The following is a 17,100-nucleotide window of genomic DNA, read 5'->3' as shown; positions in this document are numbered from 1 at the left end:
CCCACCCTACGAGAGCTGCGTCTGGAGAGCGAGACCGCCCTAACCCTTCGGCGCCTGCTTTTCGGAGGCCGTGGCCGGCTTAGCCTTGGCGCCGACCACACGCACCACATCGCCATCGGAGAGGCCGTCCGGCGGCGCGGTGATGACGCGGTCATCCGCTGCAATGCCTGAGGCGAGCTCGATCTCGCGGCCGAGGTCGCGGGCGATGGTCACGGGCTTGAACAACACCTTGTCGTCGGGCCCGACGGTGGCAACGCGCAGGCCGATGCTGTTGAAGATTAACGCGCTGGCGGGGATGCTGAGCGGTGCGGAGTCACGCTGGAGATTCAGCTTCACGCTGGCATAGCCGCCGGGCATCAGCTCTCCGCTCGAATTGTCGAGCCCGAGCTGCATGCGCGTGGTACCGGAGGCGACGTCGACTGCCTGCGAGGAAGCTTCCACGGTCGCCTGGAAAGTCCGGTTCGGGTATTCCGGCAGCGTGATCGTCGCCTTGGCGCCGATCTTGATGGCCGGCACGTAATTCTGGGGCACGTTGACGTAGACGCGCAGCTTGGTGATGTCGGAGACCACGAACATCGCCGGGCCCGAGCCACCGCCGGCATTGATCAGCGCACCGACGTCGGTGTCGCGCGCGGTGACGACGCCGTCGAACGGCGCGGTGATCTTCTTGTAGCCGGCCAGCGCTTCCAGACGCTCGACGTTGGCCTTGCCTGAATTTACGGCGGCGTTCTTGTTGGAGAGATCGGCCGTGCGCTCGTCGATCTCCTGCGCGGAAACGAAGTTGGACGCGACCAGCGTCTTGCGCCGGTTCAGCGTGGCCTCCGACAGCCGCGCGCTGGCCTGCTGGCTGGCGAGATCGGCTCGGGCTTGCAGCAATTGCTGGTCCAGGTCCGGCGCCTCGATCTCGGCGATCACCTGCCCTGCCTTGACGCGGGCGCCGATGTCGGCGCTCCAGCTCTTGAGATAACCCGAGACGCGCGAGAAGATCGGCGCGCGGTAATAGGCCTCCAGCCGGCCCGGCAGGTCGATGGCGGCGCTGAGCGCCTTCGCGCTCGGCTGGGTCACCGCGACGCTGGGAACGGCCTGGTCGTCGGTCCACTCCTTCAGCCTGGAGCCCTGCTCTTCGCGGGCGCGGATGCCGGTGCCCACGACGAGGCCAGCCGCAATCAGCGCCACCACGCCGAAGATGCCCAGTTTCCGGCGCGAGACCGGGGAGCGGGGTTCAGTGGGCGACATGCGAGGTCTCCAATGGGGCGGCGGCTTTGGCGCCTTGCTTTTTGTGTACCATGCTGAACACCACGGGGACAAACATCAGCGTGGCGAAGGTTGCAAAGACCAGGCCGCCGATCACGGCGCGGCCGAGCGGCGCATTCTGTTCGCCGCCCTCACCCAGCCCCAGCGCCATCGGCGCCATGCCGATGATCATGGCGAGCGCAGTCATCAGCACCGGGCGGAACCGGACGAAGCCGGCTTCCAGCGCGGCGGCGACGGGATCGCCGAGCGCCTCGTAGCGCTCGCGCGCGAAGGAGATCACGAGCACGCTGTTGGCGGTGGCAACGCCCATGCACATGATGGCGCCGGTCAGCGCGGGCACCGAGAGCGTGGTCCCGGTCGTGAACAGCATCCAGACGATGCCGGCGAGCGCGGCCGGCAGGGCGGTGATGATCACGAACGGATCGGACCAGGACTGGAAGTTCACGACGATCAGGAAGTAGATCAGCACGACCGCACCCAACAAGCCGAACAAGAGGCCGGTGAAGGCGCTGTTCATGGTCTGCACCTGCCCGAGCAGCACGACGGAGGAGCCCTTCGGCACCTCCTTTGCGGTGTCGGCGATCACCTGGCGGATGTCGGCGGCAACCGCGCCGAGATCGCGGCCCGAGGTGGTCGCAAAGATCTGCACCATCGACTGGATGTCGTATTGCGAGACCACCGCGCTCGAGGCCGATCGCTTGATGTCGGCAATGCCGCCGAGGATCGGCGACTGCGCATTGCCGGCCGCCGTGATCGGCAGGGTCTGCAGCGCGCTGAGCGAGTCCATCTGGTACTGCGGCGTCTGCATCACGATCGAGTAGGACACGCCGTTGTCGGGGTTGAGGTAATAGGTCGGCGCCACCTGTGAGGAGCCGGCGAGATTGACCACAAGGCTGTTGGTGACATCGCGCTCGGTCAGCCCAACATATTGCGCGCGGGTGCGGTCGACATCGATGTTGAAGGTCGGAGCGTTCGGCGATTGCTGGATGCGCGCATCGGCAACGCCGGGGATCCTGCGGACCTTGGCGAGCAAATTGTTGGCGTAAGCGAAGTTGGCCGCAAGGTTGGCGCCGCGGATCTGCAGGTCGATCGGCGCCGGCGCGCCGAAGTTCAGGATCTGGCTGACGATGTCGGCCGGCAGGAACGCGAAGCTGACGCCGGGGAATAGCCGCGGCAGCTGCTCGCGGAGCACCTTCACGTGCTCTTCCGTCGGCTTGTGGCCTTCCCTGAGCTTGATCTGGATGTCGCCGTCCTGCGGGCCGATCACGCCGGTGTTGTTGTAGGTCATGTTGATGCCGGAGATCGGCATGCCGATATTGTCGGTCATGGTCTCGATCTCGCCCGGGATCAGCTTGCGGACCGCCTTCTGCACGTCGGCGAGCTGGTTCGCGGTCTCCTCGACGCGGGTGCCGACTTGGGTGCGGACGTGCATCAGGATGTTGCCGGCATCGACCGCGGGAAAGAAGTTGCGCCCCAAGAACGGCACCAGCGCGAAGGACACGCCGACGACGCAGATGAAGCCGATCACGAACACCGCACGGTGCGCCAGCGCGAGCCCGAGGAAGTCATGGTAGCCACCACGGATGCGCTCGAACCGCGCCTCGAAGCCGCGCTGGAACCAGACCAAGGGATTGCGCGATTTCGGCGGCCCACCCTGGTGATGGACATGCGCCTTCAACAAATAGTTCGCCATGGTCGGCACCAGCGTGCGCGACAGGATGAACGACCAGATCATCGCGAACATCACGGCTTCCGCCATCGGCACGAACAGGAAGCGCGCAACGCCGCTGAGGAAGAACATCGGCACGAACACGATGCAGATGCAGAGCAGCGACACGAAAGCCGGCGTCACGATCTGGTTGGCGCCGTCGAGGATCGACTGCTCGACCGGCTTGCCCTGCTCCAGATGGTAGTTGATGTTCTCGATGGTCACGGTGGCGTCGTCGACGAGGATGCCGACCGCGAGTGCGAGGCCGCCGAGCGTCATGATGTTGAGCGTCTCGCCGATCGCCGACAGCATGATGATGGCGCCGAGCACTGACAGCGGGATCGAGACCGCGATGATGATCGTGGAACGCCAGCTGCCGAGGAACAACAGGATCATGACGCTGGTGAGCAGCGCCGCGATCACGCCCTCGACCGCGACGCCTTGGATGGCGCCACGAACGAACACCGACTGGTCACCGATGAAGCCGATCTTGAGCGCGTCGGGGAGCTGGTCCTTGACGTCGATGACCTTCTGCTTGACGCCGGCGATGATATCGAGCGTCGAGGTCGCGCCCGCCTTCAGCACCATCATCAGCACGGAGCGGTTGCCGTCGACATGGACGATGTTCGTTTGCGGCGGATTGCCGTCGCGGACGGTGGCGACGTCGCGCACATAGACCATCGCGCCATTGACGGTCTTGATCGGCAGATTGCCGAGCTCCTCGATCCGCAGCGGCGAATTGTTGAGCTGGATGTTGTATTCGAACTGGCCGATCTTCTGGGTGCCGACCGGCGTGATCAGGTTCTGGGCCGCGAGCGCATTGGCGACGTCCTGCCCGGACAGGCCGCGGGCCTGGAGCGCGGTGGGATCGAGGTCGATCTGGACCTGACGCTGCTTGCCGCCGAACGGATAAGGGATCGCGGCGCCGGGCACGGTGACCAGCGGCGTGCGGAGCTGGTTGATGCCGATATCGGCGAGGTTCTGCTCGGTCAGGCCGTCGCCCGACAGCGCCACCTGGATGATCGGCACGGTGGACGCCGAGTAGTTCAGGATCAAGGGCGGCGTCGCGCCCGGCGGCATCTGCTTGAGCAGCGTCTGCGAGATCGCGGTGACCTGCGCGTTGGCGGTGCGGATGTCGACGTTGGGCTGGAAGAAGATCTTGATGATGCCAAAGCCGTTGTAGGAATTGGCCGTGATGTGCTCGATGTCGTTGACCGTCGTCGTCAACGCGCGCTGGAATGGCGTCGTGATGCGGCCGGACATCTGGTCCGGCGGCAGGCCGGTGTACTGCCAGACCACGCCGATCACGGGAATGCGGATGTCCGGGAAGATGTCGGTCGGGGTCCGCAGCGCCGCGAGCGGTCCGATGATCAGCAGCAGAAGCGCGAGCACGACGAACGTGTAGGGCCGGCTCAGGGCAATACGGACCAGAGCAATCATGCGCCAGGCAAATCCAGGTCAAGCGAGAACACGGAAGCCGCCCCCACGGCGATCCCCGTCCCCCTTTAACCGAGCACCGCCGGAAACGCTAATAACCAGAACTATCCTGCATTCACTTCCCTGCTACCGCACTGCGAAATCTACATCGCAGCTATGCGACCGGGCGCAGGCGACCTAAACAAGACGAGCGGCGCTTTTGGCGCCGCTCGTGGTTTGGTCGGCAGGTCGCGCGAAGGATTACGCCGCGCGCACGTTGGTCAGGAACTTGCTGACTTCGGTCTTCAGCCGGCCCGAGTCGTTCGACAGCATTTGCGCCGCCGACAGCACCTGCGAAGAGGCCGTGCCGGTCTCGGTCGCGCCGCGTTGCACGTCGGTGATGTTGGAGGAGACCTGCTGCGTGCCCTGCGCGGCCTGCTGCACGTTGCGGGCGATCTCTTGCGTCGCCGCGCCCTGCTCTTCCACCGCCGCTGCGATCGCCGACGATATCTCCGACAGACGCTCGATGGTCGAGGAGATCTCCTTGATGGCGCCGACCGAATCGTTGGTCGCCGCCTGGATGCCGGAGATCTGCTGGCCGATCTCGCCGGTCGCCTTCGCGGTCTGCTCGGCGAGCGCCTTGACCTCGGAGGCCACCACCGCGAAGCCGCGGCCGGCTTCACCGGCACGTGCGGCTTCGATGGTTGCGTTCAACGCCAGCAGATTGGTCTGGCCGGCGATGGTGTTGATCAGCTCGACGACGTCGCCGATGCGGGACGCGGCCTTGGACAGCTCGCTGACGCGTTCGGTGGTGGCGCGCGCCTGGCCGACGGCGTCGCCCGCCATCCGCGCCGATTCTTGCACCTGACGGCTGATCTCGCCGACCGACGAGGCCATCTCTTCGGTCGCCGAGGCCACCGACTGCACGTTGGTCGAGGCTTCCTCCGAAGCTCCGGCAACGGTGGTCGCCAGCCTCTGCGAGCGGTCGGCCGTCGACGTCAGCGTCGAGGCGGAGGCCTCCAGCTGGGTCGAAGCCGACGACACGGTCTGGACGATCTCGCCGATCATGGTTTCGAATTCGCGGGTGATGTTGTCGACGCGGCGGCCGCGCTCGATCTTGGCTTCGGCATCCGCGGCCGCGGCCTCGTCCGCGGCCTTCTTGGCGATGAGCGCCTCCTTGAAGATCTGGAGTACGTCGGCCATGGCGCCGATCTCCGTCTTCTCGCCGCGATGCGGGACCTCGGCGGAAAGGTCGCCCCTGCCCAGCGCCTGCATCGGCTCGACGATCGAGTTGATGCCGCTCGAGACGTCGCGAACGAGATAGAAGCTGATGCCGATACCGACGATGATGGCGGAGCCCAGGATGATCGAGACCAGCATGAAGGCGAAGGAATAGCTGTCCGCCGCGTCCTGCGCGGCTTGGTCACCGCCCTTGGTGTTGAGCTCGATGTCCTTGGTCAGAACCTCATCCGATGCGAGGCCGATCTTGTTGACGGTCTTGGTGTTCAGCTCCTGCGCCTCGTGCGGGACCTTGCCGGCCTCCTTGCGCGACAGCGCCATGACCTCGTCGGTGCCCTTCTTGTAGTCGTCCCAGAGCTTGGCCCAGTCGTTGTAGAGCTTCCGCTCCTCGGGGGAGGTGATCATCGGCTCGTACTTTGCGCGGGCCTTGACGAGTGCCTCGATCACGGTGCCGGCGGTCTTCTCGTTTGCCAGCTTGTCTTCGAGGGTCTCGGACAGCATGTGCTGGCGCACCACGTTGCGATAGGTGATCACGCTGGCGCGAAGATCGCCCAGCACCCGGACGCTCGGCATCCAGCTCGTGGTGATGTCGACGGTGTTGGCATTCATCGATCGCATTTTCATGACGGCGAGCAGACCCATGCCGGCCATCGCGACCAGCAGGAACGCCACGACACTGATAATCTTGGCGCGGATGGAAATGGTGGCAAGCATATTGGGTCTCTTTATACTGGAGCCGGCGGGCGTCCGGGAATTACGAATCAACCAAAGGGAGCAGCGCCGACATCCAACACCAGAGCACCTGAGCAGATGTTAACTACGACTCCGTACGAGTACGGAAGCCAGAAAGAAATGAATGGGCAGCTAAGAATGCCCTGCGCTCAGCGCATGAGGCCAAGCGCCTCCGTGAAAAACTCCGCGCCGCCGAAATTGCCCGATTTGAGGGCAAGCAACATCTCGCCCGCGTCCGCACCGACCGCGCGCAGGACCGGGACCCCCGGGGCGATCTCTACTCCGACGAGAAATCCAGGAATCTTCAACCGGTCGACCACGGCACCAGACGTCTCGCCGCCGGCAACGATCAGGCGCCGGACGCCGGCCTGCACCAGGCCGTCGGCGATGTCGGCCATGGCCTGCTCGATGGCATGCCCGGCCGCATCGCGGCCGTGTCGTGCCTGAACGGCGGCAACGGCTTCCGGTGTCGCGCTCGAAGCGATCAAGACCGGACCATCCGCCAGAAGCGGCCGAGCCCAGCCGAGCGCGCGCTGCGCTTCGCCCCGGCCTGAGACAATCTGCTCCGGATCGAGATGTAACACCGGCATGACGCGTTCGGCATTGGCGATCTGCTGAAGCGTCGCCTGCGAGCAGCTTCCGGCAAGGCAGGCCGCCGGTCCGCCGACCGCCGCGCCTGCCTCGCTGCTCGCAGCAGCCGATTTGACCTTGCCTGTCGACACCAGCGCGCGCGCAAGCCCGAGACCGATGCCGGAGGCACCGACCGACAAGCGATGTTCGCCGGCCACGAGGCCGATAGTCTCGAGGTCGCGGTCGAACACGGCGTCGATGATGGCGGCGCCGATGCCCTTGCCCGCGAGCTCGGCCAGCCGCGTCCGCACGGCATCCGCGCCGCGTGCCACGGTGGCGAGGTCGACGAGACCGATCTGCGTCCTGCTCTGGCGCGCCAGCACGCGCACCAGGTTGGAATCATGCATCGGGTTCAGCGGATGGTCCTTCAACGGGCTCTCGTTCAACGGCACGGCGCCGACGAAGAGGTTACCCTGGTAGACGGTGCGCCCGGTCTCCGGGAACGCCGGCGTCACCAGAACGGCAGCTTCGCCGCAGTCGGCGCGCAGCGCATCCATCACCGGGCCGATATTGCCGGCATCGGTGGAATCGAAGGTCGAACAGATCTTGAACAGCACGTGACCAGCGCCGCGGCCGCGCAGCCATGTCTCCGCCGCGCGCGAGCGCGACACGGCAAGGCCAGCCTCGATCGAGCGGCTCTTCAGCGACACCACGACGGCGTCGACCTCGGGCAGCGCCAGATCGTCCGCGGGCACGCCGATGGTCTGCACGGTGCGCAGGCCCGCGCGCGTCAGCGTGTTGGCGAGATCGGACGCGCCGGTGTAATCGTCGGCTATGCAGCCCAACGCAAGTGTCACGGCTTCACTCCAGCGTAAGGCTTGAACCAGGCGAGGCCGTCGATTGTCTTGCCCCGCGGGTTGTATTCGCAGCCGACGAAGCCGGCATAGCCGAGGCGGTCAAGCTCTTCGAACAGGAACGGATAGTTCAGCTCCTCGCCGTCGGGCTCGTTGCGCGAGGGGATGCTGGCGATCTGGATGTGGCCGATGATCGGCATCATCTCGCGCAGGCGCATGGTGACGTCGCCATGGATGATCCCGCAATGATAGATGTCGAACTGGAGCTTCAGGTTTGCAAGCCTCAGCTCCTGGATCAGGTCGCGGGCGAAGCCGAAATCGTTGAGGAAGTAGCCGGGCACGTTGCGGGCATTGATCGGCTCGATCACGATGTCGATGCCGTGGGGTGCGAAGAATTCCGCGGCCCATGCCACCGACTTGTAGAATGCTTCGATCGCCACGCGCTCGCCGCGGTTGGCAATGCCGGCCATCAAATGCAGGCGCTTGACGCCGGTCGCCTTGGCGTAGGGCAACGCCGTCTCCAGGCTCGCCTTGAGATCGGAAAAGCGCGAGGGGAGCGCCGCAAAACCCTTCTCGCCGGCATTCCAGTCGCCCGGCGGCAGGTTGAACAGTGCCTGGGTCAGGCCGTTGCGCTTGAGCCGCTCGCCAACCGCCTCCGCCGGATGATCATAGGGAAAGAGAAACTCGACCGCGGTGAAGCCGGCCTGAGCTGCGGCATCGAAGCGATCGAGGAAAGGCACCTCGGTGAACATCATCGAGAGGTTGGCGGCAAAACGCGGCATCGGAGTCCCTTTTTACTTGTCGCCGGGCAACTTGACGCCGGTGACCTGCGCATACATCCGCGCCACCGATGCGTCGTCGTCGCGGCCCATGCCGGCGGCGGCTGTCATCAAGAACATCTGGAGCGCGGCAGCGGAGACCGGCACCGGAAATCTGGCACTGCGCGCCATGTCCTGGATGATGCCGAGATCCTTGACGAAAATCTCGACGGCGCTGCGCGGCGTGTAATCGCCGTCGAGCACATGCGGCATCCGGTTCTCGAACATCCAGGAATTGCCGGCGGAGGCCGTAATCACCTCGTAGACCTTGCGGATGTCGAGGCCCTGCTTGGCCGCGAATGCCATGGCTTCGCTGGCGGCGGCGATGTGCACGCCGGCGAGCAATTGGTTGATCATCTTGAAGGCGGCACCCTGGCCCGCGGCATCACCGAGCTCGTAGAGCTTTGCCGCCATGGCATCGAGCGCGGGCCGTGCTTTGGCAAACGCGGCGGGACTGCCGGAGGCCAGGATCGTCAGCTCGCCTTGTGCAGCGCGCTGCGCCCCACCGGAGATCGGCGCATCCAGATAGTGCCGGCCCGTCGCCTCGAGCTGCTTGGCGAGGCGCCGCGCCACGTCGGGATCCATAGTGGCAGAGGATATGAAGACGCCGCCTGCGGGCATGGTCTCGGCGGCGCCGTCCTTGCCGAACAGGATCGTCTCGGTCTGCGCCGCATTGACGACGACGCTGACGACGGTATCGGCCTCCTTGGCCGCTTCGGCCGGGGTCTTCGCACCCGCGCCGCCATCCTTCACGAAGCGCGCGACGGCATCCGCCGAAACGTCGCAGCCGGTCACGGCATGGCCGGCGCGCTTCAGCGAGGTCGCCATGCCGAATCCCATCGAGCCGAGCCCGATGACGGCGATGCGCTGATTTTGTGAGGTGGAGGCGGACATATGCAACTGACCCTTGCGAACGTTTCCCGGACGGCCGGCCTTTGCGGCGGCTCGGCGAACCGATAACACGGCTTGGCCGCGCTGCCAAAGCGTGAGACAAGCGGACATGACGGCCATGAGGACTGAGAACAGCAACGAGACCAGGCTGCGCGAGGACATCTGCCGCTTCGGACGGTCGCTGTTCGAGCGCGGGCTGACGCCGGGGTTCTCCGGCAACATTAGCATCAGGCTGGACGGTGGCGGCTGGCTGGTGACGCCGACCAATGCCTCGCTCGGCTTCCTCGATCCCGCAAAGCTGTCGCGGCTCGACGATCAGGGCCGGCTGGTTTCGGGCGATGCGCCGACCAAGGAAGTTCCGCTGCACAATGCGCTCTACGACACGCGCGGGAGCGCGAGGGCGATCGTGCATCTGCACTCCACGCATTCGGTCGCGCTGTCGATGCTGCCCGAGATCGACCCGCGCGCCGCGCTGCCGCCGATGACGGCCTATTACCTGATGAAATGCGGCGCCACCGCGCTCGTGCCCTATTACCGCCCCGGCGATCCCGCGGTCGCGGACGCGATCAAGGGCTTGGCGGGGAAATATTCATCCGTGCTGCTCGCCAATCACGGCCCGGTCGTCGCCGGCGACACGCTGGAAGCCGCGGTGTTCGCGACCGAGGAGCTGGAGGAGACGGCGAAGCTGTATCTGCTGCTCCGCGGGATGAACCCGCGGTATCTGTCGCCGGAGCAGGTGACGGATCTGGTGAAGGTGTTCGGGGTGACGTTGCCGGAGCACGGGCACGGGCATTGAGCCACGTACACCGCCGTTGCGAGGATGCTGTAGGGTGGGCAAAGGCGCGCCAGCGCCGTGCCCACGTCTTTGGAAGGCGTGGGCACGCTTCGCTTTGCCCACCCTACGAAATCTTCCCTGCCGTTACAGTCCCAGATACGCCTTGCGCACGTCCGGATTGCCCCTGATCTCGGCTGCCGGCCCCTGCATCAGCACGCGGCCGGTTTGCAGGATGTAGGCGCGGTCGGCGATCTCCAGGCACTCGGCCATGCGCTGCTCGACGATCAGGACGGTCATGCCGGCGTCGCGGATGCGCTTCACGGCCTGGAAGATCTCGTCGACCAGCTTCGGCATGATGCCCTGCGACGGCTCGTCCAGCATCAACAGCCGCGGGCGCGTCATCAGCGCACGGCCAATCGCGAGCATCTGCTGCTCGCCGCCGGAGAGTGTTTCGGCGCGCTGCTCCAAACGTTCGGACAGGCGCGGAAACAGCTGGAACACGAGATCGAGCGGCCCCTCGCGGTTCGCCTCGCTTCGGTAGAGATAGCTGCCGAGGCGGAGATTGTCGCGCACCGACAGGCGCGGAAACAGGCGGCGGTTCTCCGGCACATAGGCGATGCCGGTGGCGGTGATGTGGTGCTGCGCCATGCCATCGAGGCGCTTGCCGTCGAATGTCACGGTGCCCGAGCGCGGGCGCTCGGCACCGGCGATGGATTTGAGCAGCGTCGACTTGCCCGCGCCGTTGGCGCCGGCCACGCAGACGATCTCGCCCTTCTGGACTTCGATCGAGACCGCGGAGATCGCAACCAGGCCCTGATAGGCGGTCGTGACTTCACGCACGCTGAGCATGACGATCTCCCAGATATGCGCTGATCACCTTGGGATCGCGGACGACATCGGCGGGTTTGCCCTCGACCAGCACCTTGCCGAGGTCGAGCACGATGGCGCGGTCGACCAGCGGCATCACGATCTCCATGACATGCTCGACCATCAACACGGTGATGCCGGCATCGCGCACCTTGCGCACCAGCGCGACGCCGGTCTGCGCCTCGGTCGGAGTCAGGCCGGTGAGGACTTCGTCGAGCAGCAGCAGCTTCGGTTCGGTCGCGAGCGCACGGGCGACTTCGAGGCGGCGCTTTTCGGCCGGCACGAGGTCGCTCGCCAGCACGTCGGCGCGCCCGGCAAGGCCGGTGAATTCCAGCACCTCATGGGCCTTGCGGCGGGCCTCGCGCATCACGGTGTTGCGCACGAGCGCGCCGACGATGACGTTGTCGATCACCGTCATGGTCTCGAAGCTCTTGACCACCTGGAAGGTGCGCCCGACGCCGCGCTGGCAGCGCTCGGCCGCCGGCATGCGGGTGACGTCCTCGCCGTCGAACCAGATCGATCCCTGGGTGGGCGGCAGCACGCCGGCGATGAGATTGAACAGCGTCGACTTGCCGGCGCCGTTGGGGCCGATCAGGCCGACGATCTCGCCGCGCCCGACCGAGATCGAGACATCGCTGTTGGCGACGAGGCCGCCGAAGCGCTGCCAGACGCCGCGGGTTTCGAGGAGCGGGGTCATCTTGCGGCTCCCGTCTTCTTCGGTCGCGAAAACAGGCTCAGCAGTCCCCGCGGCAAGGCCAGCGAGATCAGGACGATCAGCGTGCCGTAGACAATGAGATCGACACCGCGCCCCGAGCCGCCGAACTTGAAGCGCGTCAGCTCGGTCAGCGGGATCAGAATGGCGGCTCCTAACACCGGCCCCCACAGGGTGCCGATGCCGCCGAGCACGGCGGGCAGCGCCATCAGCAGCGAAAACTGGAAGCCCATGACGCTCTCAGGGTCGATGTAGGAGACGAACTGGGCATAGAAGCTGCCCCCCACCGCGACAAGGAAGGCGGAGACGGCGGCCGCACCCATCTTGGAATTGAACACGTCGACGCCGAGACTCTCGGCCGCATCCGGATTGTCCTTCACCGCGCGCCACCAGAATCCCCATTTGGAGTTTTCCAGCCACCAGGTGACGAACCAGGCGAGGCAGCACAGCGCCAGCGCGAAATAGAAATACGGCAGCTTGGTGCGCAGGAATTGGAATTTCAGCCAGCTGTCGCCGCGGATCGGAATGGTGATGCCCATCGCCGCACCGGCCCATTCCCAGTTGTGGAACAGCAGCAATCCGATCTCGGCGATGACGATGGTGGCGATCACGAAGTAATGGCCACGCAGGCGGAAGAAGGGATAACCGAGGCCCATCGCGATCAGCGCCGACACCACGCCGCCCGCCAGCATGCCGAACCAGGGCAGCACGCCGAACTTGGTGAACAGCAGCTCGGTGGTGTAGGCACCCAGGCCGAAATACAGCGCGTGCCCGAGCGAGATCTGCCCGCAATAGCCGGACAGGATGTTCCAGCTCTGCGACAGTCCCGCATACATCAGCGTCAGGATCAGGATGTTCTGGACGACGACGTCCTTCACGAACAACGGCGTGAGCGCGGCGATCGCGGCAAGCACCGCGGCGATGATGAGGTCGCGGCGGCGCCGCGCTGCAAAATCCTTGTCCATCAGATCGATCCGAACAGGCCGCGCGGCCGGATGAAGACGACCAGCAGATAGACCGCGTAGATGCCGACCGATTTCAACGACGGCGGGAGCACCAGGGCGGTGGTGGCTTCGACGAGGCCGACGATGATACCACCGGCAAAGGCGCCGAACACGCTGCCGAAGCCGCCGAGCGCCACGGTGACATAGGCGATCAGGGCAAAGGACGCGCCGACGTCGGGATAAATGTAGAAGAAGCTCGCCATGATCGCGCCGGCGAGGCCGACCAGCGCGGCGCCAAGGCCCCAGCCGAACGCGAACACGCGGTTCTTGTCGATGCCAACCAGTGCGACCGCACCGGGATCTTCGCGGGTGGCTTCGATCGCGCGGCCGAAATCGGTGCGGTGGATGAAGAAGTAGAGACCGGCAAAGGCCGCGATCGACACCAGCGCACCGACCAGCTGCGGCTCCGGCAGGAAGATCCCGCCAATCGAGATGGTTTTGCCGCCGAGCCAGGACTGCGGAATGCTGCGATAGTCCGGCGTGAAGAAGAACTGCGCCAGGCCGCGCATGACGATGGCAAGGCCAAAGGTCGTGAAGATCTGCACCATGCCGGCATTGGCCTTGGCCCGCATGGCGAAGCGTACAATCAAGAGATAGATCACCGCCCCGAAGATGAAGAGCCCCGCGGCGACCAATGGCGCCGACAGCAAGGGGTCGATGGCGAAGAACGCGAACAGGAAGAAGGACAGGTACATCGCGATCATCAGGAACTCGCCATGGGCGAAGTTCGTGACGTCCATCAGGCCGAAGATCAGCGCGAGGCCGACGGCGATCAGTCCGTACAGCAGGCCCATGAGCAGGCCGCTTGCGAGACTCTGGATAATGGCTTGGGCTGTCAAAAGTCGTCCCCCGTTCGAAGCGTCATCATTTGCTCCGTCATTGCGAGCGAAGCGAAGCAATCCAGAAAATGTCGCCAAGGAAGCAGTCCGGATTGCTTCGTCGCCCGCGCAAATTGCTGCGCAATTTGTCGCGGGCTCCTCGCAATGACGGTGTGGGAGCAGCCTGCTTCCTACAACGCCGGCCCCTGCCCTCCCCGAAACGTTTACTTCATCGGCCAGATCGCCTCGGCGATCGCGGCCTGCGGCGGGAAGATGGTGACGAACTTGCCGCCGACATATTGCAGCAGCACCGGGTCGGCGTCGTTGTTCTGGCCCATCTCGTCGAACTTGACGCGCTTCCAGGGCATGATGGTCTGCTCGCCCGGGATGTCGGTCGCCGCCAGCGCATCGCGGATCTTCTCGCCGTCGGTCGACTTGGCGCGGCTGATGGCGTCGGCGAGGATGATCAGGCCCATGAACTGGCGCGAGGTGAGGTCGTTGAAATCCTTGCCCGACCGCGCCTTGAACATGTCGTTGATCTTGCCGACCATCGGGCGCTTCTGCGCGAGGTCGAGCGAGAAGGTGCCGCGCGAGATCACGCCCTCGAGCTTGTCGCCGACCGCATCATAGAGCGCCTTCTCGGAGAAGCCCGCGTCCTGCGCCACGATCGCGTTCGGCTTGTAGCCGAGCTCGGCCATGGTCTTGACCAGCAGGATGCCGTCGGTGGTGTAGCTCGAGGGCATCAGCACGTCGGCATTCGCAGACTTGAGCTGCTGCACCTCGGCCGAGAGCGAGGGCGAGTTGGCGCGATACTTGATGTCGGTGACGATCTTGTAGCCGCGCTCGCCGGCGATCTTGGCCTGGGCGTTGCCGGAATCGGTTCCGAAGATGGTGTCCTCGTGGAACAGGGACAGCGTCTCGATCTTGGTGCCCTTCTTCTTCATGGCATCGAAGAAGTCGAACATCGCGGCCGAGTACATCTCGTCATGCGGCGCGGCGCGGAAGTAATATTTGAGGCCGCGGCGATGCAGGCTCGGCGAGGAATTGTCGGCGGAGACGAACGGGACCTGGTAGCGTTCGCAGATCTGGCTGACGGTCACGGCGACCGCGCTCTGATAGGTGCCGATGATGGCGCTGACCTTCTCCTGCGTGATCAGGCGCTCGGCCTCGGCGCGGCCCTTCTGCGGATCGGCCTGGTGATCGGCGAATACGAGGCGGACCTTGGCGCCGCCGAGGCCCGGCAGGCCCTCGCCCTTGCCCAGCGGCAAGTCGAAATCGGTGTCCTTGTTGATGACCTCGAGCGCGGTCTCATAGGCCTTCTGCGCATCGACGCCCTGCTGCGCGCTGCCGCCGGAGAACGGATAGATCACGCCGATCACGACTTCCGAAGTCTGTGCGCGTGCAGCGAGCGGCACCAGCGCAGCGGTGGCGGTGGCACCTAACAATACGTCGCGGCGAGTGATCGTCATGGCAGAGTCCCCTGTGACTGAATTTCGGCTGATCGAATGAAGCGATTGATGAATGCGGTAAAGCTCGAAGAAGCAGCAAACGCTGCCCACTAAATCACGGCCATGGTCCTGTTCTTGAGATCCGTCACCAGCATCAGGCCGGGCGAATGCGTAATGGCGAACGGGAGTTTCGCGGCGTTGATCACGGATTGCGGCGTCACGCCGCAGGCCCAGAACACCGGAATCTCGTCGTCGGCGACGGGCACCGGATCGCCGTAGTCGGGCTTGGCGATATCCTTGATGCCGATCAGATGCGGATGGCCGAGATGCACGGGCGCGCCGTGCACGGCCGGGTAGCGCGAGGTGATCTGCACCGCACGGATCGCGTCCGCCGGCTTGAACGGGCGCATCGACACCACCATGGGACCGGCGAACGGCCCCGCCTCGCCGCAGGCGATGTTGGTGCGATACATCGGCACGCGCACGTTCTTCTCGATGTGGCGGATCGGCATGCCCTCGTCGAGCAGCGCCTCTTCGAACGAGAAGGAGCAACCGAGCACGAAGGTGACGAGATCGTCGCGCCAATGCTTCGTCACGTCGGTCGGCTCATCCACGACCTCGCCGTCGCGCCAGACGCGGTAGCGCGGCACGTCGGTGCGAATGTCGAGGTCGGCGCCGAGCGAGGGGATGAATGGACTGCCGGCATCGGACATGCCGATGATCGGGCACGGCTTCGGGTTGAGCTGGCAGAAGCGGTGAAAGGCGCTGGCATATTCCGCCGGCAGGATCGCCAGATTGCCCTGGACGAAGCCAGGGGCGACGCCGGCGGTGGAGGCCACCAGCCCCTCGCGATAGGCGAGCCGGGCCTTGCGGCTCGGAAGGGCGTCGGGCGTTTCAGTTTGCTGCGCTGCCACCAAAACAGTCATGTAATCGACCTGCCTATAAACTCGACAAGGACAAGCCAACACCAAGCGTGCTATAAAGTCTAATCGTCGTTTCTAATCAATATCGATAAATCCAATTTATCGATTGGGAAAATCCTTCCAATGCTGGACTTCAGGTCGATCGAGACGTTCCTCTGGGTTGTGAAGCTCGGCAGCTTCCGCGGTGCCGCCCAACGGCTCAACACGACCCAGCCGGCGATCTCCCAGCGCATCGCCCAGCTGGAGCGCGAGATGGGCGTGAAGCTCCTCAACCGCGATCATCGCGTGGCCTCACCGACCCCGAGCGGCCGGCAGATGATGGTCTATGCGGAGAAGCTGATCGGCCTGCGTGCTCAGATGATGGCGGAGATCGGCGACCGCTCGGCGATGCGCGGCGTGATGCGGCTCGGCGTTGCCGAGACCATCGTGCACACCTGGCTGCCGCGCCTCGTGAAGAGCGTGAACCAGGTCTATCCGAACCTCTCGCTGGAGATCGAAGTCGACATCACGCCGAACCTCACTGCGCGCCTGCTCGCACAGGAGATCGAGCTTGCCTTCGTCGTCGGCCCTCTGTCCGCTTCCGGCGTGCACAATCGCGTGCTTGCCGATTATCCAATCGGCTTCCTCGCAAGCCCCTCGCTCGGCCTTGGCAATGGCCCGGTGACGCCGGCGGAGCTTGCGCGGTTTCCGATCATCACCTTCCCGCGCAAGACCAAGCCTTACGAGGTCGTGCGCGAGGTATTCGACCGCCCCGAGCTGCCGCCGATCCGGCTGCACGCCTCCGCCTCGCTTGCGACCGTGATCCACATGGCGGTGGAAGGGCTCGGCGTCGCCGTGATCCCCGACGCCATTGTGGAGAACGAGCTCGCCGACGGGCGGCTGCAACTGCTCGATACCGATCTTGCGATCGCACCTCTGACCTTCACCGCGAGCTGGCTCGCCTCGCCCGACGTCGTCGCCGTGGAGCGCGTCGCCGAGCTGGCTCGGCAGATTGCGCAGAGCAGCCTCGCGGTTGACGCGCCCGCGCTGGCGCGTCATTGAAACAGGCGCCGGACAAAAGAGAGAACGACC

The 17,100-nt window shown here is 65.2% G+C and carries 14 protein-coding genes; 2 read left to right on the top strand and 12 right to left on the bottom strand.

Annotated features, from left to right (window positions below; genetic code table 11):
- Nucleotides 1-39: 39 nt before the first annotated feature.
- The 6 genes from IVB26_RS13920 to ltnD all read right to left on the bottom strand — a co-directional run bounded on the left by IVB26_RS13920 (nt 40) and on the right by ltnD (nt 9,485).
- On the bottom strand, nt 40-1,236 hold the full coding sequence (locus tag IVB26_RS13920; protein ID WP_247972178.1) for an efflux RND transporter periplasmic adaptor subunit: 1,197 nt from the start codon (nt 1,234-1,236) through the stop codon (nt 40-42).
- A complete protein-coding gene (locus IVB26_RS13915) occupies nt 1,223-4,402 on the bottom strand; it encodes an efflux RND transporter permease subunit (protein WP_247972177.1) in 3,180 nt (1,059 codons plus the stop codon). Before IVB26_RS13915 ends, IVB26_RS13920 begins: the two co-directional genes overlap by 14 nt.
- Before the next feature lie 237 nt (nt 4,403-4,639).
- The gene (locus IVB26_RS13910) at nt 4,640-6,331 is read right to left on the bottom strand and encodes a methyl-accepting chemotaxis protein (RefSeq protein ID WP_247972176.1); all 1,692 of its coding nucleotides are present in this window, start codon (nt 6,329-6,331) and stop codon (nt 4,640-4,642) included.
- A 167-nt stretch (nt 6,332-6,498) separates the two neighbouring features.
- Complete coding sequence (gene otnK / locus IVB26_RS13905) at nt 6,499-7,776, bottom strand: 3-oxo-tetronate kinase (protein WP_247972175.1); 1,278 nt, start codon at nt 7,774-7,776, stop codon at nt 6,499-6,501.
- The gene (gene otnI, locus IVB26_RS13900) at nt 7,773-8,555 is read right to left on the bottom strand and encodes a 2-oxo-tetronate isomerase (RefSeq protein ID WP_247972174.1); all 783 of its coding nucleotides are present in this window, start codon (nt 8,553-8,555) and stop codon (nt 7,773-7,775) included. The genes otnK and otnI overlap by 4 nt, the downstream gene beginning before the upstream one ends.
- A 12-nt stretch (nt 8,556-8,567) precedes the next feature.
- A complete protein-coding gene (ltnD, locus tag IVB26_RS13895) occupies nt 8,568-9,485 on the bottom strand; it encodes an L-threonate dehydrogenase (RefSeq protein WP_247972173.1) in 918 nt (305 codons plus the stop codon).
- Nucleotides 9,486-9,591: 106 nt separating this feature from the next.
- Here ltnD and otnC point away from each other — a divergent pair, with 106 nt between their 5' ends.
- Complete coding sequence (otnC, locus tag IVB26_RS13890) at nt 9,592-10,278, top strand: 3-oxo-tetronate 4-phosphate decarboxylase (protein WP_247972172.1); 687 nt, start codon at nt 9,592-9,594, stop codon at nt 10,276-10,278.
- Nucleotides 10,279-10,401: 123 nt separating this feature from the next.
- Here the strand turns inward: otnC and IVB26_RS13885 are convergent, their stop codons facing one another.
- The 6 genes from IVB26_RS13885 to IVB26_RS13860 all read right to left on the bottom strand — a co-directional run bounded on the left by IVB26_RS13885 (nt 10,402) and on the right by IVB26_RS13860 (nt 16,032).
- On the bottom strand, nt 10,402-11,106 hold the full coding sequence (locus tag IVB26_RS13885; protein WP_247972171.1) for an ABC transporter ATP-binding protein: 705 nt from the start codon (nt 11,104-11,106) through the stop codon (nt 10,402-10,404).
- On the bottom strand, nt 11,090-11,821 hold the full coding sequence (locus tag IVB26_RS13880; RefSeq protein ID WP_247972170.1) for an ABC transporter ATP-binding protein: 732 nt from the start codon (nt 11,819-11,821) through the stop codon (nt 11,090-11,092). The genes IVB26_RS13885 and IVB26_RS13880 overlap by 17 nt, the downstream gene beginning before the upstream one ends.
- Nucleotides 11,818-12,801, bottom strand: coding sequence for a branched-chain amino acid ABC transporter permease (locus IVB26_RS13875; protein ID WP_247325285.1), 984 nt, complete (start codon nt 12,799-12,801; stop codon nt 11,818-11,820). The genes IVB26_RS13880 and IVB26_RS13875 overlap by 4 nt, the downstream gene beginning before the upstream one ends.
- Entirely contained in the window at nt 12,801-13,634 is an 834-nt protein-coding gene (locus IVB26_RS13870; RefSeq protein WP_246922800.1) for a branched-chain amino acid ABC transporter permease, read from the bottom strand. The genes IVB26_RS13875 and IVB26_RS13870 overlap by 1 nt, the downstream gene beginning before the upstream one ends.
- A gap of 248 nt (nt 13,635-13,882) precedes the next feature.
- Nucleotides 13,883-15,127 carry an ABC transporter substrate-binding protein gene (locus IVB26_RS13865; protein WP_247972169.1) on the bottom strand — a complete coding sequence of 415 codons (1,245 nt, stop codon included), beginning with the start codon at nt 15,125-15,127 and terminating at the stop codon, nt 13,883-13,885.
- Nucleotides 15,128-15,216: 89 nt separating this feature from the next.
- On the bottom strand, nt 15,217-16,032 hold the full coding sequence (locus IVB26_RS13860; protein WP_247972168.1) for a putative hydro-lyase: 816 nt from the start codon (nt 16,030-16,032) through the stop codon (nt 15,217-15,219).
- Nucleotides 16,033-16,152: 120 nt separating this feature from the next.
- Here IVB26_RS13860 and IVB26_RS13855 point away from each other — a divergent pair, with 120 nt between their 5' ends.
- On the top strand, nt 16,153-17,070 hold the full coding sequence (locus tag IVB26_RS13855; RefSeq protein WP_247972167.1) for a LysR family transcriptional regulator: 918 nt from the start codon (nt 16,153-16,155) through the stop codon (nt 17,068-17,070).
- The last annotated feature ends 30 nt before the right edge of the window (nt 17,071-17,100 follow it).

It is taken from the genome of Bradyrhizobium sp. 195 (genome assembly GCF_023101665.1).
Taxonomy (GTDB): domain Bacteria; phylum Pseudomonadota; class Alphaproteobacteria; order Rhizobiales; family Xanthobacteraceae; genus Bradyrhizobium.
This window is presented reverse-complemented; position numbering and strand designations above follow the sequence as displayed.